The 20,627-nt window shown below is 58.4% G+C and carries 18 protein-coding genes, 5 tRNA genes and 1 pseudogene; 13 read left to right on the forward strand and 11 right to left on the reverse strand.

Features of this window, described 5'->3' with window-relative positions; all coding sequences use genetic code 11:
- Nucleotides 1–38: 38 nt before the first annotated feature.
- The gene (locus tag QCL65_RS21375) at nucleotides 39–2,261 is read right to left on the reverse strand and encodes a DUF1631 domain-containing protein (protein ID WP_407312349.1); all 2,223 of its coding nucleotides are present in this window, start codon (nucleotides 2,259–2,261) and stop codon (nucleotides 39–41) included.
- Between the two features lie 279 nt (nucleotides 2,262–2,540).
- Here QCL65_RS21375 and nadC point away from each other — a divergent pair, with 279 nt between their 5' ends.
- Nucleotides 2,541–3,389, forward strand: coding sequence for a carboxylating nicotinate-nucleotide diphosphorylase (gene nadC / locus QCL65_RS21380; RefSeq protein ID WP_407312351.1), 849 nt, complete (start codon nucleotides 2,541–2,543; stop codon nucleotides 3,387–3,389).
- Nucleotides 3,390–3,433: 44 nt separating this feature from the next.
- On the forward strand, nucleotides 3,434–3,709 hold the full coding sequence (locus tag QCL65_RS21385) for a hypothetical protein (protein WP_407312353.1): 276 nt from the start codon (nucleotides 3,434–3,436) through the stop codon (nucleotides 3,707–3,709).
- 14 nt (nucleotides 3,710–3,723) lie between these two features.
- On the opposite strand, the gene QCL65_RS21390 is transcribed toward QCL65_RS21385, so the two are convergent.
- Both QCL65_RS21390 and QCL65_RS21395 read right to left on the reverse strand, forming a co-directional pair.
- Nucleotides 3,724–4,509: an EAL domain-containing protein gene (locus QCL65_RS21390; RefSeq protein WP_407312355.1), complete on the reverse strand. Its 786-nt coding sequence runs from the start codon at nucleotides 4,507–4,509 to the stop codon at nucleotides 3,724–3,726.
- 199 nt (nucleotides 4,510–4,708) lie between these two features.
- Nucleotides 4,709–4,936: a hypothetical protein gene (locus QCL65_RS21395; RefSeq protein ID WP_407316969.1), complete on the reverse strand. Its 228-nt coding sequence runs from the start codon at nucleotides 4,934–4,936 to the stop codon at nucleotides 4,709–4,711.
- A gap of 274 nt (nucleotides 4,937–5,210) precedes the next feature.
- Here QCL65_RS21395 and QCL65_RS21400 point away from each other — a divergent pair, with 274 nt between their 5' ends.
- Nucleotides 5,211–6,404: an O-antigen ligase family protein gene (locus QCL65_RS21400; RefSeq protein WP_407312357.1), complete on the forward strand. Its 1,194-nt coding sequence runs from the start codon at nucleotides 5,211–5,213 to the stop codon at nucleotides 6,402–6,404.
- Nucleotides 6,405–6,416: 12 nt separating this feature from the next.
- Here the strand turns inward: QCL65_RS21400 and QCL65_RS21405 are convergent, their stop codons facing one another.
- Both QCL65_RS21405 and QCL65_RS21410 read right to left on the reverse strand, forming a co-directional pair.
- Nucleotides 6,417–7,307 (reverse strand): glycosyltransferase family 2 protein, encoded by an 891-nt coding sequence (locus tag QCL65_RS21405; protein ID WP_407312359.1) that lies wholly within the window; start codon nucleotides 7,305–7,307, stop codon nucleotides 6,417–6,419.
- 60 nt (nucleotides 7,308–7,367) lie between these two features.
- Nucleotides 7,368–7,443 (reverse strand) — tRNA-Thr (locus QCL65_RS21410).
- A 254-nt stretch (nucleotides 7,444–7,697) separates the two neighbouring features.
- On the opposite strand from QCL65_RS21410, the pseudogene QCL65_RS21415 reads away from it, so the two are divergent.
- Together QCL65_RS21415 and QCL65_RS21420 are read left to right on the forward strand one after the other, a co-directional pair.
- A pseudogene (locus QCL65_RS21415) lies at nucleotides 7,698–7,766 on the forward strand (transcriptional regulator); the annotation flags it as partial.
- Nucleotides 7,767–7,780: 14 nt separating this feature from the next.
- The gene (locus QCL65_RS21420; RefSeq protein WP_407317026.1) at nucleotides 7,781–7,963 is read left to right on the forward strand and encodes a hypothetical protein; all 183 of its coding nucleotides are present in this window, start codon (nucleotides 7,781–7,783) and stop codon (nucleotides 7,961–7,963) included.
- Nucleotides 7,964–8,399: 436 nt separating this feature from the next.
- On the opposite strand, the gene QCL65_RS21425 is transcribed toward QCL65_RS21420, so the two are convergent.
- Nucleotides 8,400–8,879: a pilin gene (locus tag QCL65_RS21425; RefSeq protein ID WP_407312361.1), complete on the reverse strand. Its 480-nt coding sequence runs from the start codon at nucleotides 8,877–8,879 to the stop codon at nucleotides 8,400–8,402.
- A gap of 173 nt (nucleotides 8,880–9,052) precedes the next feature.
- Between QCL65_RS21425 and pilB the strand changes: the two genes are divergently transcribed.
- The 8 genes from pilB to QCL65_RS21465 all read left to right on the forward strand — a co-directional run bounded on the left by pilB (nucleotide 9,053) and on the right by QCL65_RS21465 (nucleotide 17,062).
- A complete protein-coding gene (gene pilB, locus QCL65_RS21430; protein WP_407312363.1) occupies nucleotides 9,053–10,753 on the forward strand; it encodes a type IV-A pilus assembly ATPase PilB in 1,701 nt (566 codons plus the stop codon).
- 2 nt (nucleotides 10,754–10,755) lie between these two features.
- On the forward strand, nucleotides 10,756–11,976 hold the full coding sequence (locus tag QCL65_RS21435) for a type II secretion system F family protein (protein ID WP_407312365.1): 1,221 nt from the start codon (nucleotides 10,756–10,758) through the stop codon (nucleotides 11,974–11,976).
- Nucleotides 11,977–12,846, forward strand: coding sequence for a prepilin peptidase (locus tag QCL65_RS21440; RefSeq protein WP_407312367.1), 870 nt, complete (start codon nucleotides 11,977–11,979; stop codon nucleotides 12,844–12,846). It abuts the gene before it with no gap.
- Nucleotides 12,846–13,469 carry a dephospho-CoA kinase gene (coaE, locus tag QCL65_RS21445; RefSeq protein WP_407312369.1) on the forward strand — a complete coding sequence of 208 codons (624 nt, stop codon included), beginning with the start codon at nucleotides 12,846–12,848 and terminating at the stop codon, nucleotides 13,467–13,469. The genes QCL65_RS21440 and coaE overlap by 1 nt, the downstream gene beginning before the upstream one ends.
- Nucleotides 13,466–13,669, forward strand: a complete 204-nt coding sequence (yacG, locus tag QCL65_RS21450; protein ID WP_407312371.1) for a DNA gyrase inhibitor YacG — start codon at nucleotides 13,466–13,468, stop codon at nucleotides 13,667–13,669. Before coaE ends, yacG begins: the two co-directional genes overlap by 4 nt.
- 94 nt (nucleotides 13,670–13,763) lie before the next feature.
- On the forward strand, nucleotides 13,764–14,393 hold the full coding sequence (locus QCL65_RS21455) for a DUF1780 domain-containing protein (RefSeq protein WP_407312373.1): 630 nt from the start codon (nucleotides 13,764–13,766) through the stop codon (nucleotides 14,391–14,393).
- A 300-nt stretch (nucleotides 14,394–14,693) separates the two neighbouring features.
- A complete protein-coding gene (locus tag QCL65_RS21460; RefSeq protein WP_407312375.1) occupies nucleotides 14,694–15,992 on the forward strand; it encodes an NAD(P)/FAD-dependent oxidoreductase in 1,299 nt (432 codons plus the stop codon).
- A gap of 365 nt (nucleotides 15,993–16,357) precedes the next feature.
- A complete protein-coding gene (locus QCL65_RS21465) occupies nucleotides 16,358–17,062 on the forward strand; it encodes an MgtC/SapB family protein (protein ID WP_407312377.1) in 705 nt (234 codons plus the stop codon).
- A gap of 138 nt (nucleotides 17,063–17,200) precedes the next feature.
- On the opposite strand, the gene QCL65_RS21470 is transcribed toward QCL65_RS21465, so the two are convergent.
- The 5 genes from QCL65_RS21470 to clpB form a co-directional block, all read right to left on the reverse strand.
- Nucleotides 17,201–17,277, reverse strand: a tRNA-Pro gene (locus tag QCL65_RS21470).
- Between the two features lie 96 nt (nucleotides 17,278–17,373).
- Nucleotides 17,374–17,449: transfer RNA gene (locus tag QCL65_RS21475), tRNA-Lys, on the reverse strand.
- A 5-nt stretch (nucleotides 17,450–17,454) separates the two neighbouring features.
- A tRNA-Pro gene (locus QCL65_RS21480) sits at nucleotides 17,455–17,531 on the reverse strand.
- 10 nt (nucleotides 17,532–17,541) lie between these two features.
- Nucleotides 17,542–17,617: transfer RNA gene (locus tag QCL65_RS21485), tRNA-Asn, on the reverse strand.
- A 311-nt stretch (nucleotides 17,618–17,928) separates the two neighbouring features.
- Nucleotides 17,929–20,493 carry an ATP-dependent chaperone ClpB gene (gene clpB / locus QCL65_RS21490; RefSeq protein WP_407312379.1) on the reverse strand — a complete coding sequence of 855 codons (2,565 nt, stop codon included), beginning with the start codon at nucleotides 20,491–20,493 and terminating at the stop codon, nucleotides 17,929–17,931.
- Nucleotides 20,494–20,627 lie beyond the last annotated feature (134 nt).

Here is a 20,627-nt window from a genome sequence, read left to right on the forward strand (position 1 = left end):
GGCGGCCCGCTGGGCAGCCCTGTCTGGTTAATGCTTGTTTACTTGGCGTTGTGCTTGCGCAGGTTATTGACCACCGAATCCAGCGCCCGGTCGAACAGCAAGGTGTCATCCAGAACCCGTACAGCCCCCCGACGAAACTCCACGGCCAGGCCCATGCGGGTTTTTTCCAGCACCTTCATGCCGGTGCGATTGACGAAAATATACTTGCCCGACGGCTCGATGATCGCCGTCAGTTTGCAGCGCAGCTTGTTCTCGGCATCTTCCTGCACCTCGACCCAACTGCCGACGCGCAGACGATCCACCTGTTGCAAGCCAATATCGTCGTCTGGCAGGCGTACCTGGGCCTCGGCACTGGCGGTCTCGCCTGGCATGGCCAGTACGATTTCTTCCACCAGTTCGTAGGACAAATCATCCTGCTGGGGATTTTCCGCACCGGTCTCTTCGGCGCCGCGCTGGAATGCCTGCAAATGCAGGATTTCCAGCTGGCTGAAGAATTCGCTGGTGGCGAACGGGTCGAACGCCGAACTGGTCAAGCCGTCGCGCAGGGACTTGAGCAACCCCGGTACCAACTCCAGCAAGCGCATACGCTCCTGGGGGTCATCATGGGGCTCGACGCTCCAGATCAACTCGTCCATGGTTTCCAGGCTGGCCTGCCACTCCTGGGATTGCGCACCGTGCTTGAGGCAGACCAACAGCAAGACCTTGCTCCAGGCCTCACGCAGCAGGCGCACCACCACGTGGGGCAAGCTGCGGCCCATCAGGCGCAGGTTGAGCTCTTCCTGCACTTTCAGGCGCGCCAACTGCGAGCGGGCCCGACCCTCTTCGGCATCGCGGGTGCGCTGCTCGAGCAGTTCGCTACGGCGGCGCTCATCACTGGTGTAGGCGAGGAAGTCCACCAATAGTTCGGAGAACAGCGCCGAATCGTCGACATAGTCGTTAAGCAAGCGCTGCACGATCTGCTCGATGCGCAGGTACAAGGCATCGCGCTGATAATCGTCGCGGTTGCCCCAGCCCATCGCCGCCGAGGCAATTTCGTTCAGCAGGCGCCGGGCGGGGTGGCTGCCACGGCTGAAAAAGCTTTTGTCCAACACCGCCACTTTGATCATGGGGATTTGCAGGCGGCCAATCAGGGCTTTGAGCGAATCCGGCAAGTTGCGGTCATCGAGAATGAATTCAAAGAGCATCGCCACCAGATTGATGACGTCTTCATCGACCACACCAACCACCCGGAACTTCCCGCTTTTCACACTGACGCGCGTGAGCAGTTGCTCCAGCTGCTGGCGCAGGTCGAATGCCTCACGCTCTTGCTTGGCGCTCGGCACGTACTGCTGCAGGTGCGACAACAAACGCATCAAGTCGCTGGTAGAAATCGGCTGCGCTTCGCGGCCCACGTCTAGCTTGGGCGCCACGCTGCCGCGCATGTCGTGCAACAGGTCTTGCAGGGAGGCAAAGACTTCTTTGACGCTCTCATCGATCTGCGCCGCTTTATGGGCGATTTCGCTGGGGGTCATCGGCTGCGTGGAACGCGGCCGATCAGTGGCGCGGTCGGCGGCGCGGCGCGTCGGCGCCATTTTCAATTCAGGAAGGATGTTCGCCGCAATGAGCAAGCGGTTGGCATCGCTGTACAGCTCGTCGGTTTCACTGAGGACGTACTTCTCGAACAATTTGAGGACGATCAGCTTGACCTTGATCTCCACCCCAAGGCTGCGCCCCGCCAACAAAAAGTAGTCGCACAGCAACGCTGGCCCCAACGGGTTAGTGGAGTCTTCCAGGCGCTTGGTGACCAGCACATTAAAGCGCGTGGTCAATTGCCCCAAGGCAAAGCCATCGCGGCTCAACACCTTGGAGACCATGGCGTCCAGCGCTACGGTGCGCTCCAACTCATCGTTGGGCACCAGCGCCAGCTTGTCGTAATTGACCGCATGGGCCACGCTGGGCTCGCTCACTTCGTACTGACCAATGCGCACGAACGCTTCGTTGAATTTTTCGAGAAAGCCACGCTCAATGCTTTTACGCTTTAACCGCAGGTCGCGCATGGCTTCGAAAAAGGTGTTCTGGTCGACGTTGTTTTGCGCCCGGTCGGCCATCTCGAAGAGTGTGTCATCGGCGTTGTCGAACAGCGCCTGCAAACCTTGGCGCAAGCGCTGGGCGGCTTTGTCACGTACCTGCAGGAGAACCACGGGCAGGCGAGCAAGCGGCGCCTGGCTGCCATTTTCGGCAGCCACTTGCTTTAAAGGCACCACTTTCCCGTCGTACGTCATTGCTATCCCCTGATACATGAAAGCCGTGAATGGAAAGAAGCCGGCGCCAACCCGATGACGCCAAATACATGGCAGCCATTATGTTGCAGAAGCTTTCTCTTACACCAGCGCCCATTGTGGCCACATTCTACTGTTGAGGCATAGACCACAAAAAAGCAAAAAAGCTCAGTACTGCAGGCAAATACCTGAACATTACCGCTTGGCGAAGTGTCACCGCCGGGGCTTCGCGCGCGCTAGCCGCCTGCCCTATAATCGCCGCTATCAATTAGGGAGCTACACATGCCGAACCTTCGCCTCGCCGACTTGCATGCCGAAATAGAGGCCAACGTGCGCCGTGCGCTGCTCGAAGACATCGGCAGCGGTGACATTACCGCACAACTGATCCCCGCCGAGCGCCTTGCCAAAGCCACGATCATTACCCGGGAAACCTGCGTAATGGCCGGCAGCGCTTGGGTCGACGCCGTGTTCCGCCAACTCGACCCACGCGTGGCCGTGCATTGGCAGGTTACCGATGGCCAGGTGGCCGACGCCAACCAGCCGTTGTTTCACCTCGAAGGCCCAGCGCGCTCGCTACTCACCGGCGAGCGCAGCGCACTGAACTTTCTCCAGCTGTTGTCCGGCGTCGCCACTCGCGCGCAGCACTTCGCTGCGCAGGTCGCGCACACCTCGGTCAAGTTGCTGGACACCCGCAAGACCCTCCCCGGCTTGCGCCAGGCACAGAAATACGCCGTGACCTGCGGCGGCTGCCACAACCATCGCATTGGCCTGTACGATGCCTTCCTTATTAAGGAAAACCATATCGTGGGCTGCGGCGGTATTGCCCAGGCGGTAGCGGCCGCTCATCGTATCGCTCCCGGCAAACCGGTAGAAGTCGAAGTCGAAAGCCTGGATGAGCTTAGAGAAGCGCTGGACGCTGGCGCTGACATCATCATGCTCGATGAGCTGAGTATGGACGACATGCGCGAAGCCGTACGAATAAATGCCGGGCGGTCGAAACTTGAAGCCAGCGGCGGCATTAATGACACAACATTAGTGAGCATTGCCGAGACAGGGGTGGATTACATTTCCATCGGCGCCATGACCAAAGACGTCAAAGCCATCGATCTGTCGATGCGATTGAGCCTTTAAAAAGCGTTTCACCGAACGACTCAACCAGGTATGGAGTTTTTGCAGTGACCAATACACAACACCCGGGCACCGACACCGTCTACGTGATCCGCATCGACGGCACCCGCTTCGGGCCCTTCGCCACCCAACTGGACTGCACCGAGGAGCCGAGCAAAGCGCTGATCTATGAGGTCACCCTCAACGCGGGCGGCGGAGACACGCTGGAATGGCACAAGGCCGAAGGTGGTGTGGAAAAATTCGACATCATTACCACCCACTTTCAACCGCAGATGCGCGACGTCAAAGCCCACTACACCTTGCGCCTGCGCGCACGGGGCTGATCCGGCTTGGGCGCCTAAGCCCCAAATGGGGCGATGGCCGGCAATACGCCCACTTCGGGCCTAGCGAACAAATAACCCTGCTGGTAGTGAATGCCCAAATCCAGCAGCGCCACGCTCTCCTGCTGGGTTTCCACGCCTTCGGCAATCACCTTGATGCCCAACTGCGCGGTGACCAACACAATCCCCGCCACAATAGCCTTGCGCACCGGGTCGGCATCGATGTGCCGAGTCAGGGCCATGTCGATTTTCAACACATCCGGCTGAAAAGTGGCCAACAGATTCAGCCCTGAATAGCCCGAGCCGAAATCGTCGATGGCCGTAGTAAAGCCTTGGCGCTGATATTCGGTAAAAATCGACTGCAAATGCGCGGGATCTTCGACCTTTTCGCCCTCGGTCACCTCGAACATCAGGCGCTCCAATGGAAAACCAAAGCGTTCGGCGGCCTGCAGGGTGGCGCGGATGCAGGTTTCAGCGCGATACACCGCCTTGGGCAAGAAATTGATGCTCAGCAAGCAGTCAGGGATCTCCAACAAACCCGCCGCCACCGCCAACTCGATCGCCTTGACCCGGCACGACTGGTCGAAACGGTAGCGGTTGGTGTCATTGACCTTAGCCAAAATGACACCGGCCGACTCACCATTGAGCCCACGCACCAGCGCCTCGTAGGCGTAGGGCAGGCGCGAACGCACGTCGATGATTGGCTGAAACGCCATTGTGAACTCAAAATCCAACCCCTCCAGATTGCGGCATTCAGCGCAGCCAACTGCCTTGAAAGGTTGCGCGAAGAGGGTCTGACCCATAAAACGAGCTCCTGCAGACAAACTTGAAATGATACGAATGATGGCATTGTGCCACGTTAGACCGGGAGCCTGACAGTTCGATCCATTCAACGGACCCATCCATGAAAAATATGTCACATGAGCCCAGTTTCGCAAAGTCGTGCAGGTAAAGTCGCCGCGAGGTGCTTTACCTGCATAACTCAGGCTCAGGTATCGCCCGCTACAAGTCCTTCTTTAATTCCTTATCAATATGCTTGTCTTCGCGGTGACGCTCTTTGTCATCATGCTTAAGGCCCTTATCCAGCTCCTTGCCGTCATGGGTCGCGCCCTTGTCGACCTCCTTAGCATCATGATCAACGCCCTTTTCCACTTCACGCCCATCATGGCGAATACCCTTTTCCAACTCACTCTCAGCAACGGCAACGGATGACAGGCCAATCGCGCCCATCAAAACAGCGGCCGAAAGGGCAATAAATGGCAGTTTTTTCACGATCTTTTCTCCTTGTTGGTAAAACCCCCGGCCAATCGTGGGCCGGTCACGCTAAACGGTAGACCAAAGAGAAATCAGAAGCGTGCGCTTCGTCGGGCAATGCGGACAAGCCATTTCAGACAACGCCTAAACTGCGCAGCCTACAGCGGCTGGCAAGGCCAGTAGCCTTTGGCATACAATCCGCGACCCACTAGGCCTCTTATTTGCGATTGATATGCAGACGCCCACAGCTATGCCCCCCACACACCGCCAGCGGGCTGTACAAGCATTCAACGCTTATATACTGCCCGCCGGCTGGGCCTTGTTCTTGACCGGGATGTTCTGGGCTTGGGACCGCACGCTTTACCATAAACTGTTTTACCTGTTCGTCGCCGCCCCGACCCTGATTGCCTTGGTGCTACAACCCAAGCACTGCAAAACACTGGTCTGCAACCCATTATTCGCAGCCTTCGCCTTATTTAGCGCCTATATGATGCTAACCCTCAACTGGACAGAGGGCGGTGATGATTTCGGGTCGCTCATCAAACGTCCGCTATATGTCGCCATGTTGTTAGGCGCTGCCGGCCTGATTGCTTTGAACCGGCCAGAGACATTGATGCGCTGCACCTGGATTGCAGGGCTAGTGGCCGCGCTAGCCGCTGGAGTCTCAGTGCTGTACTTCTACGCTGTAGATTTCAGCCCACTCATCCCGCGGCTGACCGGCTACGGGGCCCTATATAACCCACTCCTGACGGCCCATGTACTGGGTGCATTCGCCAGCTTCTGGCTCGCGACCTGGTTTCTGTCACACAAGTGGTGGGCACCCGTGCCGCTGGTGTGCTTGGCGATATTGGGCGTCGCGCTCCTGGCAACGGGCTCACGCACGCCTCTCGTGGGCCTGTCGGCGGTTATGCTCTGGCTGATGTTAGTGGGAGACAAAAAGCGCGCCGTGGCCATCATCGCCGCGCTGACATTAGCAGCACTGGCCATCGCCCTGATCGCGCCCGAAGTCTTTACCCAGCGGGGCGTGTCCTACCGCCCAAGTATCTGGATGAACGCCCTCGAGCAAATCAGCGCCAGGCCCTGGCTAGGTTACGGCTACGATTACCCCATGGTCATCGCCCTCCCCGAACGCGCTGGCCCCGCCCTAGCAGACCCGCACAACATCGAACTGGGCGTACTCTACGCAGGCGGCATTGTCGGGCTGACACTCTGGATGCTGCTGTATGGGTTAGCAGCTTACTTCTGCTGGAAAAACCGCCACGAGCCCAGTGTCGTCATCTGCGCCAGCTGGCTAATCTTCGGCTTCTTTTCCGGGCTGACAGAGGGCAATGCCTTTATGCCGCGCCCGAAAGAGCATTGGTTTTTGATCTGGATTCCCCTGAGCCTGATCTACGCTCAGTGGCTGGGTAAATGGCAAGGCTGGGCGTTAAAACGCCCTGCCTAATCACCCGCGATCTCAGGCGAATATCAACCGCCCTAAGCCACGTAACGTTTTCATATTCCAGTGGCTGAGCGGAATATTCGCCAATAACTCCTTGGCCAGGGCTTTATCAGTCTTCGCGCATTTCAAAAACATCGAATTGCGAAACTCGTTGCACACCTGGCCATAGGCGGGATGGTCGCGAAAAACCGCCAAGGTCTTGAGCATGCTATCCACCATAAACCGATGGTTCTTATAGGTGTTGGTGGGGTGCGTGCGGTACTGCGCCAAAGGCTCGCTCAGTACATCGATCACATAGCCAGCGCGGGTAATCGCCAATTCGATATAGACATCTTCCAGGCGAATATCAGGGTTGAACCCCCCTACCTTCTCCAGCGCCTCACGCCGAAACGTCAAAGTCGCCGCATTTGCACCCGGCTTGCGATTGAGAAAAACATCATCGAAGTCCAAGCGCCGGAACGGGTCGCTGCGCTTACTCTGATGACGCTCCCCCAGCAACTGCCCCTCGCTATCGATAAACTCGACATTGGCCGCACAAATACCCACCTCAGGCTTACCCTGCAGATACGCCACCTGCGTGGCGAGGCGATGGGGGTACATAATGTCGTCGGAGCCAAACGGGGCAATCAGCGTGCCGCGGCTGCGGGCAATCGCATCATTAAGCGTACGCGACAACCCCTGATTGGCCTGCAACCGCAGATCGAAACCATGCTGGGCACTCAGACGCTGCAACAGCTCGGGGCTACCATCGGTGGAGCCATCATCGATCACCAGCAACTCGATAGGGCTGTAGGTCTGCGCCAACACACTATTGATCGACGCCTCTATATAAGGGGCATGGTTATAGGAGGCGATGATGACAGTCACCAAGGGTTGGGCTGTGCTATCGACGGGATCGGCGGTCATTGTATGGGCTCTGATGGCGAAGCTATTCGAGTGCTGCGGGTGGCAGGAGAAAAGCAGAGATGGTGCCGGGGATAGGAATCGAACCTACGACCTTCGCGTTACGAGTGCGCTGCTCTACCGACTGAGCTACACCGGCGGTGGCGCGTAAATTAGCATTGCGGGGGTGGGGTGGGCAACTGGGGTTGATGTTCGTAATAGGGTGATAGCAGCCGCACCTGCATCCTATCTTGAGTCAATCTCGTGGGGCGGGGTTATCTTTAATGCTCATACGGGTCAACCTTATGGCGCTTAAGGCTCACCTTGGTAGGTATTATGAAAGGCTATTTTCCGGTCGATTGTGCGGATACGCTCAGTAAAATCGGGCTTTTGGTCAAAGCAAGGCGCCTGGCTATGGGCTTGCGACAGGCCGACCTGAAGAGCGCCTTGGGCGTATCGGCGCATACGTTGCGCAAGATCGAGAGCGGATCTGAGAAGTGGACCTTCGCTCATTTATGCTGGTGCTGTGGCGCCTTGGAATTAACGACACCCTGTTCGCCTCGATGGACGGTATTGAGGACCCCTCGCTGGTGACGCGCTATGCCAAGGGTGAGAATACACGGGAGAGTATTGCTTCACGGCGGGTAAGGCTCGTCAAATCGAAGCCTGAGGAGTTTTGATGTATGGTGACTATAGGGGATATCTAATGCAGGAGGCTGGTGGCAGTTGATAGGGTTGGCTATACAACTTACACCTATAGAGCTACGCCAACAGAAGAACAGAGCTTCCACCAATAAATATCTACACGGCCTAGCTCAACAAGCAATTGGCTTATATATTTTGCATACCACTAGCATTCAAGAAATTTTCTCTCATAGGCTGAACACTAGAAATGATAAAACTATAGAATAGTTATAATTAGTGGCCTACCCTACTGAACGCTTAGCCTAAACATCGGAAAGTTGGATATAAAAAATCAGTACTTCTAAATATAAAGCACCCTTGAGGACCAAACGCATAACCGCCTGACCAGGTTACAGCAAATGCTTTTGCCACGGGCGCAATTTTGTGCGAAAGCCCCTATCTAAAAATAGATAGGGGCTCGGTCACGCTTTTTTATGGACGGCAGCTAGCAGGGCGATATTTAGCATCGATAGAGCCCGCACAAGTCCAAGTTATCACGCCAGTTGCGTCTAAGAGTGGTGATAACGTTACAGTCTTCGCAGCGATGACGTTGTTCGCCGCGTTACCCGCAGTTGCCGTAATTTGACCTCCAGCACCGATGTTCACACTTGCGGTGTATTTGCCTGCAGCACCTGCAAAGTTATTAGCTGCCGCGTTATTGGCAGGTAGGATGCCGGTATTATGGTAAGCCTCGACGACCGCTACCTTAGCCCCCTCACTTACGGTGAACAGTTCACTCACCTGCGCCCGCACCGTATAATCCTGATAAGCCGGCAACGCCACCGCAGCCAAAATCCCAATAATCGCCACAACGATCATCAATTCAATCAGCGTAAAACCCTTTTGCCCTTTCATATCTACCCATCCTTTAATCGGAGCACCATGCCCCTTGACCTGAATGGGTAATTGCACAGCCCATGCCAAAACCCAAAACCAGCCAAATAACGCCTTTCCCCGCCCTGTTACTGTCACTTGTGAAGATACTCCGCGACACATACTGACAATTTACGTCACTCCGACGCCAGGCGTTTGGCACTGGGGCTTTACTAGGCTATAAATCACGCATCGCAAGCTCTGGTACCCCCATGAACGACATCGCCCTCACCGGTCTGGCCAAGCAATTGGTGCTGGCCGAGTTGATCACCGATCAAAGCGCCCAGCAGGCCTATCAACAGGCGCAGCGGGCGCGTATGCCGCTGGTGCATTACCTGGTGCAGAACAAGCTGATCAGTAGCCGGGACATTGCAGAGGTCGCGGCGGATCAGTTTGGCGTGTCGTTGCTAGACCTAGACACTCTGGATAAAGAGATTCAGCCCCGTGGCCTGGTGAGTGAGAAGCTGGTGCGTCAGCACCATGCGCTGCCGTTGTGGCGGCGGGGCAATAAATTGTTTGTGGGGGTGTCGGACCCAACCAATCACCAGGCGACGACTGATATTCAGTTCAGTACCGGGCTGACCACCGAAGCGATTTTGGTGGAAGACGACAAGTTGATGCACGCCATCGACCGCTTCTTCGACAATGCGGGCACGGGCCTGGAAGAGTTGACTGACGTTGACCTGGACGGGCTGGACGTCGAGACGGTGGACGAGAACGCCAGCGAAAACGTGTCGCGGCAAGATGCCGACGATGCGCCGGTGGTGCGTTTCGTCAATAAGATGCTGCTCGACGCGATTCGTGGCGGTTCTTCGGACTTGCACTTCGAGCCTTATGAAAAAACCTACCGGGTGCGGTTTCGTACCGACGGTATCTTGCGCGAGATGGCCAAACCGCCGATCAACCTGGCCGGGCGGATTGCCGCGCGCTTGAAGGTGATGGCCAGCCTGGATATTTCCGAACGGCGCAAGCCGCAGGATGGCCGGATCAAGATGCGCATTTCCAAGACCAAGGCCATCGACTTCCGGGTCAATACCTTGCCCACCTTGTGGGGCGAGAAGATCGTGATGCGGATCCTCGACCCGTCCAGTGCACAAATGGGCATCGACGCGTTGGGGTATGAGCCCCACCAGAAAGAGTTGTACTTGCATGCCCTTAGTCAGCCTCAGGGGATGATTCTGGTGACCGGGCCGACCGGGTCGGGTAAGACGGTATCTCTGTATACCGGGCTGAATATCCTCAATACCACCGATATCAATATCTCCACCGCCGAAGACCCGGTGGAGATCAATATGGAAGGTATCAACCAGGTCAACGTGAATAACCGCCAGGGCCTGGACTTTGCCCAGGCGTTGCGCTCGTTCCTGCGTCAGGACCCGGACGTGATCATGGTGGGTGAGATCCGCGACCTGGAAACTGCGGAGATCGCGATCAAGGCCGCGCAAACGGGGCACTTGGTATTGTCGACGCTGCACACCAACAGCGCCGCGGAAACCCTTACCCGTTTGCAGAACATGGGCGTGGCCAGTTTCAACATTGCCACCTCGGTGAACTTGATCATTGCCCAGCGGCTGGCGCGTAAGTTGTGCGGCCTGTGCAAGAAAGAACTGGAACTGCCCCGTGAAGTGCAGATCGAGGAAGGCTTCCCCGAGGCGCAGATTGGCACGTTCAAGATTTACCAGCCCGTGGGTTGTGACCAATGCAACGGCGGCTATAAAGGCCGTCAGGGTATCTATGAAGTCGTGAAAGTGACCAAAGAGTTGCAGCGCCTGATCATGGAGTCGGGCAACTCGATTGAGATCGCTGCGCAAATGCGCAAAGAGGGCTTCAATGACCTGCGCACCTCCGGGCTGGTCAAAGTAATGCAAGGCGTCACCAGCCTGGCTGAAGTTAACCGCGTGACCAAGGACTGATCATGGCGCCCAAAGCAGCCCCCAAGGTTCACCTGTTCGCCTGGGAAGGCGTGGACCGTAAAGGCACGAAAATGAATGGCGAGATGTCCGGGCACAACCCGGCACTGGTCAAGGCTCAGTTGCGCAAACAGGGGGTGAACCCCACCAAGGTGCGCAAAAAAGGCGTGCAGTTGTTCGGCAAGGGCAAACGTATCAAGCCCATGGACATCGCGATGTTCACCCGGCAGATGTCCACCATGATGCGCGCGGGGGTGCCGCTGTTGCAGTCGTTCGACATCATTGCCGAAGGCGCCGACAACCCCAACTTGCGCAAACTAGTGGACGAAATTAAGCAGGAGGTCGCGGCAGGTAATAGCTTCGCCTCGGCGCTGCGCAAGCACCCCAAGTATTTCGATGACCTGTACTGCAACCTGGTGGATGCGGGTGAACAGGCCGGTGCGCTGGAGACCCTGCTCGACCGGGTAGCGACCTATAAAGAAAAGACCGAACAGCTCAAAGCCAAGATTAAAAAAGCCATGACCTACCCCATTGCTGTGGTGGTGGTGGCGTTTATCGTGACCGGTATTTTGTTGATTAAAGTAGTGCCGCAGTTTCAGTCGGTGTTTGCCGGTTTTGGTGCGGAGTTGCCGGCCTTTACTTTAATGGTTATCGGCCTGTCGAACGTAGTGCAGGAATGGTGGTGGATTATCTTGCTCGGGTTCGTTGCTGCGTTCTTTACCTTCAAGCACTTCCATGCCAAAAGTGAGCGGCTGCGGGACTTCGTTGACCGTTCGTTGTTGAAGGTGCCGATAATTGGCAAGCTCTTGTACAAGTCTTCAGTGGCCCGTTATGCACGTACCTTGGCAACCACCTTTGCCGCGGGTGTGCCCTTGGTGGAGGCGCTGGATTCCGTGGCAGGCGCGACCGGTAATGTGATTTTCCGCAACGCGGTGAACCGTATTAAACAGGACGTTTCCAGCGGCATGCAGCTGAACTTTTCCATGCGTTCCACCGGCGTATTTCCTACCCTGGCGGTGCAGATGACCGCCATCGGCGAAGAATCCGGCGCCCTCGACGATATGCTCGGGCGGGTAGCGACGATCTACGAAGAGGAAGTGGACAACCTGGTCGACAGCCTCACCAGCCTGATGGAGCCCATGATCATGGCTGTGCTCGGCATTGTGGTTGGCGGCTTGGTGATTGCCATGTACCTGCCCATTTTCCAACTGGGTTCCGTGGTTTAAATGCCCCTACTCGACTACCTAGCCACCACCCCGCTGGCCTTCATCCTCTGCGCTTTGCTGCTTGGCCTGATCGTCGGCAGCTTCCTCAATGTAGTGATCCACCGCCTGCCGAAGATGCTCGAACGGGACTGGCAGGTCCAGGCGCGGGAAATCCTCAACCTGCCCGCCGAAACTGCCGCGCCCACCTACAACCTGATGTTGCCGCACTCCGAGTGCCCCCATTGCGCCCACCGCATTCGCGCCTGGGAGAACCTGCCCATCGTCAGCTATTTGGTATTGCGCGGTAAATGCTCTAACTGCCGCGCGCCGATCAGCCCGCGTTACCCGCTGGTGGAGCTGGCCTGTGGCGTGATCAGCGCCTTTGTGGCCTGGCACTTCGGCTACGGCTGGCAGGCCGGGGCATTCTTGCTGTTGAGCTGGGGGCTGCTGGCCATGAGCCTGATCGACGCCGACCATCAACTGCTGCCCGACGCCTTGGTACTGCCGTTACTGTGGCTGGGCTTGATCGCCAATGCCTTCGGCCTGTTCACCGACCTGCCCTCGGCCCTATGGGGCGCGGTGTGCGGTTACCTAAGCCTGTGGGCGGTGTTTTGGCTGTTCAAGCTAGTCACCGGCAAGGACGGCATGGGTTACGGCGACTTCAAGCTGCTAGCCATGCTCGGGGCCTGGGGCGGCTGGCAGATATTGCCGCTGACCATCCTGTTGTCATCGCTGGTGGGCGCGGTACTGGGGGTGATCATGCTGCGCCTGCGCAACGCGCAAACCAGCACGCCGATCCCTTTTGGGCCTTATTTGGCCATTGCGGGGTGGATCGCTTTGCTCTGGGGTGATCAAATAACCCGCTCTTATCTGCACTTCGCTGGCTTCTAATGACCGACGCTGTAAACAAACCCTGGATTCTCGGCCTCACCGGCGGCATCGGCAGTGGCAAAAGCGCCGCGGCCGAGCGCTTTGCCGAGCTGGGCATTCACGTGGTCGACGCCGACCAGGCCGCCCGCTGGGTGGTCGAACCGGGGCGCCCGGCCTTGGCTCTGCTGGCCGAACGCTTCGGTGCCAGCCTGCTGCAGGCCGATGGCAGCCTGGACCGTGCCGCGCTGCGCACAATCATCTTTGCCGACGCCGAACAACGCCGTTGGGTCGAACGCTTGCTGCACCCTTTGATCGCCGAGGCCATCAGCGCCTCGCTGGCCACGGCGCAGTCGGCCTATGCGGTGTTTGTTTCGCCGCTGATGATCGAGTCCGGGCAGTCGCGCATTACCCAGCGCTTGCTGGTGATCGACGCTCCCGAGGCGTTACGCGTAGCGCGCACTCTGGCCAGGGACAACACCAGCGCCGAACAGGTGCAGGCCATCCTCAAGGCCCAGGCCAGCCGCGAAGAACGCTTGCGGGTTGCCGACGATGTGCTGGTCAACGACGGCGACCTGGCCAGCCTACGCGCCGGGGTCGAGCGCCTGCACCTTTTTTACCTGACTTTGCGTGGAGGCCAACCATGAGCCAACCTTTGACCGTTGAATGCCCCACCTGCGGCGCCCCTGTCGAATGGGTCGCCAGTAACCTGCAGCGACCTTTTTGCTCGGACCGCTGCAAATTGATCGACCTGGGCGCCTGGGCTTCCGAAGAACATAAAATTCCGGTCAGCCCTGACGCGGAAGATGAGCTGTTTTCTGAAGATCTACCCCCCCGCGGGCACTGAACCTGAACGGGGCGCGGCCCAGGTCGCGCCCTATCAATAAGCAGCAGGCTGTTGCCGGTTCTATTTCGTCACCTTTGGGCGTTAAGATTGGCCCATGGATGACTCCGACTACCTACGCCTCCTCACCAGCCAGGCTGAGCAGGCCAATGCCTTTTTGTCCAATGCCCACAAATGGGAACGTGAGCGTTGGGTTTGCCAACGCCTGCTGCAAGGCCTGAATATCCCCCACCACGGCGAAGACTTCACCGCCGCCGGGCAAGAGCCACCCGACGTGCTGTTTCGCGATGCGCGCTTCGAAGTGTTTTTCGTGCTGGATGAAGGCCGGCGCCTCAACGATGAGTGGCGCGAAGAGCTACAACGGCGGCGCAGTGCGTTTTCCCTGCGCCAGCTAGTGCGCCGCGAAGCACGGCCTCGGCGCATCAGCGCGCCGCTGCTGTTACAGCGCCTGGGGCCGACCCTGGGTAAAAAGGCGCAGAATTATCAGGAACGAGGCATCGACCTTGGGCAGCTCGATATCGTCGCCTTCGCCAGCCTTAAACGCGAAGTGCTGGACCTCAACAGCCATTTCCCGCCCCCCATGGAATACCTGCGCCAGGGCTGGCGCTCGCTGTCATTGGTGGGGCCGACTTTTGCCAGGGTGTTATTCGCTCAGCCGAGCGCGCCGGATTTCCTACGCAGTAACCTGGGGCGCAGTATTGTGTTCGACGTAGGCATCAGCTTGTAATTGGCCACCCTGGCGTAATGGGCCAACGAGTGCTAAAAAGCTCCATCATTCGACTCTGCAAGGCTTTGAGCCCCACCGCGCCACGGAACCGTGCGAAAATTCCACAGTCTGAACGTCGCGCCCTCCGAGGCCCCATGCCCAAGCCGCTCACCCATCGCCAGTCGAGCACGCGTTTAACGCTTGCAGCTCCTGGCGCGCGCGTGCAGCGCAGGGCCAGAACCACCCAGTTGTCGGACGCTTTGAGCTGCCTTGCGCTCGCCCGCCACCTGCCGAATTCCTTAAGCCTTATGAGATATCCCTATGAAACATCGTATCGTTATTGTCGGCGGTGGCGCTGGCGGCCTGGAGTTGGCTACCCGCCTGGGTAAAACCCTGGGCAAGCGTGGCACCGCCAATGTCACCCTGGTGGACGCCAACCTCACCCACATCTGGAAGCCGCTGCTGCACGAAGTCGCGGCCGGCTCGTTGAACTCGTCCGACGATGAACTCAACTACCTGGCCCAAGCCAAGTGGAATCATTTTGAGTTCCAGTTGGGCCGCATGGCCGGCCTCGACCGCGCCAACCAGCAGATTCACCTGGCGGCGACCCTGGATGAAAGCGGTGTGGAACTGGTGCCGGCCCGCTCGTTGAACTACGACAGCCTGGTGATTGCGGTGGGCAGCACCACCAACGACTTCGGCACCCAGGGCGCTGCCGAACACTGCCTGTTCCTCGACACCCGCAAGCAGGCCGAGCGCTTTCACCAGCAGTTGCTCAACCACTATTTGCGCGCCCACGCTGGCCACGATGAGAGCCGGGCGCAGGTCAACGTGGCAATCGTCGGTGCTGGGGCTACCGGGGTCGAGTTGGCCGCTGAACTGCACCATGCTGCCCATGAGCTGGCGGCCTACGGGCTGGGCCGGATCAAACCGGAAAACATGCGCATCACCTTGATCGAAGCGGGCCCACGGGTGCTGCCGGCGTTGCCCGAGCGTATCGGCGGGCCCGTGCACACCACCCTGGAAAAACTCGGCGTCACGGTGCTCACCGGGGCGGCCGTAAGCGAAGTGACAGCCGACAGCCTGATCACTGCCAGCGGCCAGGTGATCCCGGCCGGGCTGAAAGTCTGGGCGGCGGGCATTCGCGCACCGGCGTTTCTGCAGGACATCGACGGGCTGGAAACCAACCGCATCAACCAGCTGCTGGTGCACACCACCCTGCAGACCACCCGCGATGAAAACATCTTTGCCTTTGGCGACTGCGCCGCTTGCCCGCAACCAGGCACCGAGCGCAACGTCCCGCCCCGCGCCCAGGCGGCTCACCAACAGGCCTCACTGCTGGCCAAGTCGCTGAAGCTGCGCATCGAAGGCAAGGCCCTGCCGGAGTACCGCTATAAGGACTACGGCTCGCTGATTTCATTGTCGAAGTTTTCTGCGGTGGGCAACCTGATGGGTAACCTGACCGGCAGCGTGATGCTGGAGGGATGGTTGGCGCGGCTGTTCTACGTGTCGCTTTATCGCATGCACCAGGCGGCGCTGTACGGTTTGTTTCGCACCGCGATGCTGATGCTCGGTAGCCGCATCGGGCGAGGCACCGAGCCGCGCCTTAAACTGCACTGATCTGCAGGCGTAAGCCCGGCGCCGCGGCGCCGGGCTTTACCCGTAACGTTTCATGAAGCATCTTCAACTTGACCCCCTCTTGCAGCGGGGGTATTTTTGCGCACGCATTACTGCACACCACACAGGAGTCCTGCATTGGACAGTAGCCCCAGTCGATTGCGACAGGCACACCCGGCGAGCTAGTCCAGCAGCACTGTCTGCCACTGCCTTGCCGAACCCGGCAGAGCGTGGCGCCCCCAACCTCATCTGAGGTGCCCCCTCTTCTACCTTGCCCCCTCTATCGAGGCGTGGCGTGCCTGCGCAATCCATTTTTTACCCGCGCCCTTGGCGCCTATACCAGCTATCGGCTGGCAAAAGGTAGACACATGGATTGGAAAGTATTTTTGCTGCGCGTTTCCGTCGCCCTCGTACTCGGCGCCCTCATCGGTGCCGAACGCCAACTGCGCCAACGCCTCACGGGCCTGCGCACCAACGCGCTGGTCAGCACCGGCGCCTGCCTGTTTGTTTTAATGACCCAAGCGGTGCCCGGCCTGGCGGGTGATGCCTCACGCATCGCCGCCTATGTGGTTTCGGGCATCGGTTTTCTTGGCGGCGGGGTCATCATGCGCGATGGCTTGAACGTACGCGGCCTCAATACCGCCGCGACCCTCTGGTGCACCGCGGCCATTGGTGTGCTGTGCAGCATGGGGCTGTTGCTGGAGGCCAGTGTCGGTACCCTGGTGGTGCTATGCGCGAATATCCTGCTGCGCGATATCGCCCAGCGCCTCAACCATCAGCAAGTACTGCCCGCCAATGAGGCCGAACAGCGCTACGAGGTGCATATCGTTTGCCGCGCCGAGGATGAAATACACGTACGCAGCTTAATGCTGCATAACATGGGCAACAGCGGCCTGCGCCTGCAGTCGTTGCACAGCCAAGACCAACCTGACCCGGTGCGCTTGGAGGTCCGCGCACAGCTGCTCGGCTGCCCACAGGCGCCTACCGAGTTGGAGCGCCTGGTGAGCCGGGTGAGCCTGGAGAAAGGCGTCAGCTCGGTACGCTGGCAGGTGTTCGAGGTGGCCGTCGACTGACCCTGGCAGATGCCAAATCACTTTCTTCGACCCAATAAAAAACGCCCGGCTCATCGGCTTTTCAGCGCGTGAGGCGGGCGTTTCAGGGTTACTGCATCGCTAGACCGGTAGACCGGTTTAGCGCTGCGTAACTGAATATGGTCGGGGTAAGGGGATTCGAACTCCTGACATCCTGCTCCCAAAGCAGGCGCGCTACCGGACTGCGCTATACCCCGGTACAAAAAAGGCACCTTAGAAAGGCGCCTTTTTTGGTGCCAACCGTGTTACGGGGTGGTCTTTTAAGATCTGACCCAGCGAACTGGAGCCAAAAATGGTGGGTCGTGTGGGATTCGAACCTACGACCAATTGGTTAAAAGCCAACTGCTCTACCAACTGAGCTAACGACCCAAAAATGGTCGGGGTAAGGGGATTCGAACTCCTGACATCCTGCTCCCAAAGCAGGCGCGCTACCGGACTGCGCTATACCCCGATATGAAATTTGGCTCCGCGACCAGGACTCGAACCTGGGACCCAATGATTAACAGTCATTTGCTCTACCGACTGAGCTATCGCGGAACTATCAATTTCAAGTACATCAATTTCAACTACAACATTTACCGCTTCGAAGGTTGTATCGCTACCGCCTTGAACTCTTCGACGTTTGCGCATCGCTGCGTTCGTGTCTCTGAGGCGCGCTATTCTACAATCTTCAAACTCTCTGTCAACCCTTAAATCGCTTTCAAGACACTGATTTGCAACTTTTTTTCAGAAACCCGATGAAGCCAGGGCCCTGCGGGGTAACGGACAGCGGGGCGCACTTTACAAGCGTTGTCGGAAAAATGCAATGGGCAGGTGGGCGGGTCGCCACCTACCTGCCCACTTCAACCTCAGTCGAAGACGATTTCGTCGTTCTCGACCCGCGCCGTCACCGCCGTGCCGGGCAACAGCTGCCCAGAAAGGATCAACTGGGCCAAGGGGTTTTCGATCCAGCGCTGGATCGCCCGCTTCAGCGGCCGCGCCCCGTAAACCGGGTCGTAGCCCACCGCGATCAGCTTGTCGAGCGCCTCCTGGCTTAGCTCCAGGCTGAGTTCACGCTCGGTCAAGCGGCTGCGCAGGCGGCCCAGTTGAATTTCGGTGATGCCGGCAATCTGGTCGCGTGCCAGCGGCTCGAAGATCACCACCTCGTCGATGCGGTTAACGAACTCGGGGCGGAAATGCGAGCCCACTGCGTCCATCACCGCCGCACGCTGTGCCTCGCGATCGCCCACCAACTCCTGGATACGCGCCGACCCCAGGTTGGAAGTCATGACGATCACCACGTTGCGGAAGTCCACGGTGCGCCCGTGGCTGTCCGTCAGTCGGCCGTCTTCCAGCACTTGCAGCAACACGTTGAAGACGTCCGGGTGGGCCTTCTCGACCTCATCCAGCAGCACCACCGAATAAGGCTTACGCCGCACAGCTTCGGTCAGGTAACCGCCCTCCTCGTAACCGACATAGCCTGGCGGTGCACCGATCAGCCGGGCCACGGAGTGCTTCTCCATAAACTCGGACATGTCGATACGCACCATGGCCTCTTCGGTGTCGAACAAGAACTCGGCCAGAGCCTTGCACAGCTCGGTCTTACCCACCCCGGTGGGGCCCAGGAACATAAAGGAGCCGCTGGGCCGGTTGGGGTCAGACAGCCCCGCCCGCGAGCGCCTTACGGCATTGGAGACCGCCACCACGGCTTCCTCTTGGCCGATCACGCGCTGGTGCAGCAGGCTTTCCATCTTCAACAGCTTTTCGCGTTCGCCTTCGAGCATTTTCGCGACCGGAATGCCGGTCCACTTGGACACCACCTCGGCGATTTCTTCCTCGGTCACCTTGCTGCGCAGCAACTGATTGTCGCTTTTGCCGTGCTGGTCGACCATCTGCAGGCTGCGTTCGAGGTCGGGTATCACCCCGTACTGCAACTCGGCCATGCGGCTCAAGTCGCCTTTACGCCGGGCCGCTTCCAGCTCTTGGCGAGACTGCTCGATTTTCTGCTGAATTTGCGCAGACCCCTGCACCTCGGCTTTTTCCGAGGTCCAGATTTCTTCCAAGTCGGCGTACTCGCGCTCCAACCGGGTGATTTCCTCGGTCAGCCGTTCCAGGCGCTTGATCGCTGCTTCGTCGTCTTCTTTTTTCAAGGCCTGGGATTCGACCTTCAACTGAATCAGGCGCCGCTCCAGGCGGTCGAGCACTTCCGGCTTGGAGTCGATTTCCATACGGATGCGGCTCGCGGCCTCATCAATCAGGTCGATGGCCTTGTCAGGCAATTGCCGATCGGTGATGTAGCGATGGCTTAACTTAGCCGCCGCAATGATCGCACCGTCGGTGATGGCGACTTTGTGGTGAACCTCGTAGCGTTCCTTGAGGCCCCGCAGAATCGCGATGGTGTCTTCCTCGCTGGGCTCTTCCACCAATACTTTCTGGAAGCGCCGCTCCAGGGCGGCGTCTTTCTCGATGTACTGGCGGTATTCGTTCAAAGTAGTGGCGCCCACGCAATGCAGTTCGCCACGGGCCAGCGCCGGCTTGAGCATATTGCCGGCGTCCATCGAGCCCTCGCCTTTGCCCGCACCGACCATGGTGTGCAATTCGTCGATAAACAGAATGATCTGCCCGTCCTGCTTGGACAGCTCGTTGAGCAGCGACTTCAAACGCTCTTCGAACTCGCCGCGGAACTTCGCCCCGGCAATCAGCGAGCCCATGTCCAGGGACAGCAAACGCTTGCCCTTCAAGCCATCCGGCACTTCGCCGTTGATGATGCGCTGGGCCAAGCCTTCGGCAATAGCGGTCTTGCCGACACCGGGCTCACCGATCAATACCGGATTGTTCTTGGTCCGCCGTTGCAGCACTTGAATGGTCCGGCGGATTTCATCGTCGCGGCCGATCACCGGGTCCAGCTTGCCCTCTTCGGCACGCTTGGTCAGGTCGACGGTGTATTTTTCCAAAGCCTTGCGCGATTCTTCGGCGTTCGGGTCGTTGACCGCCGCACCGCCGCGCAGGTTGCTGATGGCGTTTTCCAGGGCTTTTTTGCTGACACCCTGGCCCAGCAGCAATTTGCTCAACTTAGAGTTTTCGTCCATGGCGGCCAGCAGGACCAGTTCGCTGGAAATGAACTGGTCACCCTTCTGTTGCGCCAGGCGGTCAGCCTGGTTGAGCAGGCGCGCCAGTTCCTGGGACATATTGACGTCGCCCGTGGGGTTCTGGATTTTTGGCAAGCGGTCGAGCTCTTTGGTCAGCTCTTTGCGCAAGCTGGCCACGTCGAACCCCACTTGCATCAACAACGGCTTGATCGAACCGCCCTGTTGGTCGAGCAACGCCTGCAATAAATGCGCAGGCTCGATGGCGGGGTGGTCAAGGCCTACCGCCAGGGACTGAGAATCGGATAACGCTAACTGTAATTTACTGGTTAAACGGTCTATACGCATAAATCACCTTCCTGAAGGGCAGGCCGGAGCGATGGACACACCTTAAAAAGAAAACCTGCCAGAGATGTTCAAATAGATGCGGGCGTTTATTGAGTATTCAAGCAGATGTGCGCCAGGCGGGTGAAAAGATCGAA

The organism is Pseudomonas sp. nanlin1 (assembly GCF_045571515.1).
Classification (GTDB): domain Bacteria; phylum Pseudomonadota; class Gammaproteobacteria; order Pseudomonadales; family Pseudomonadaceae; genus Aquipseudomonas.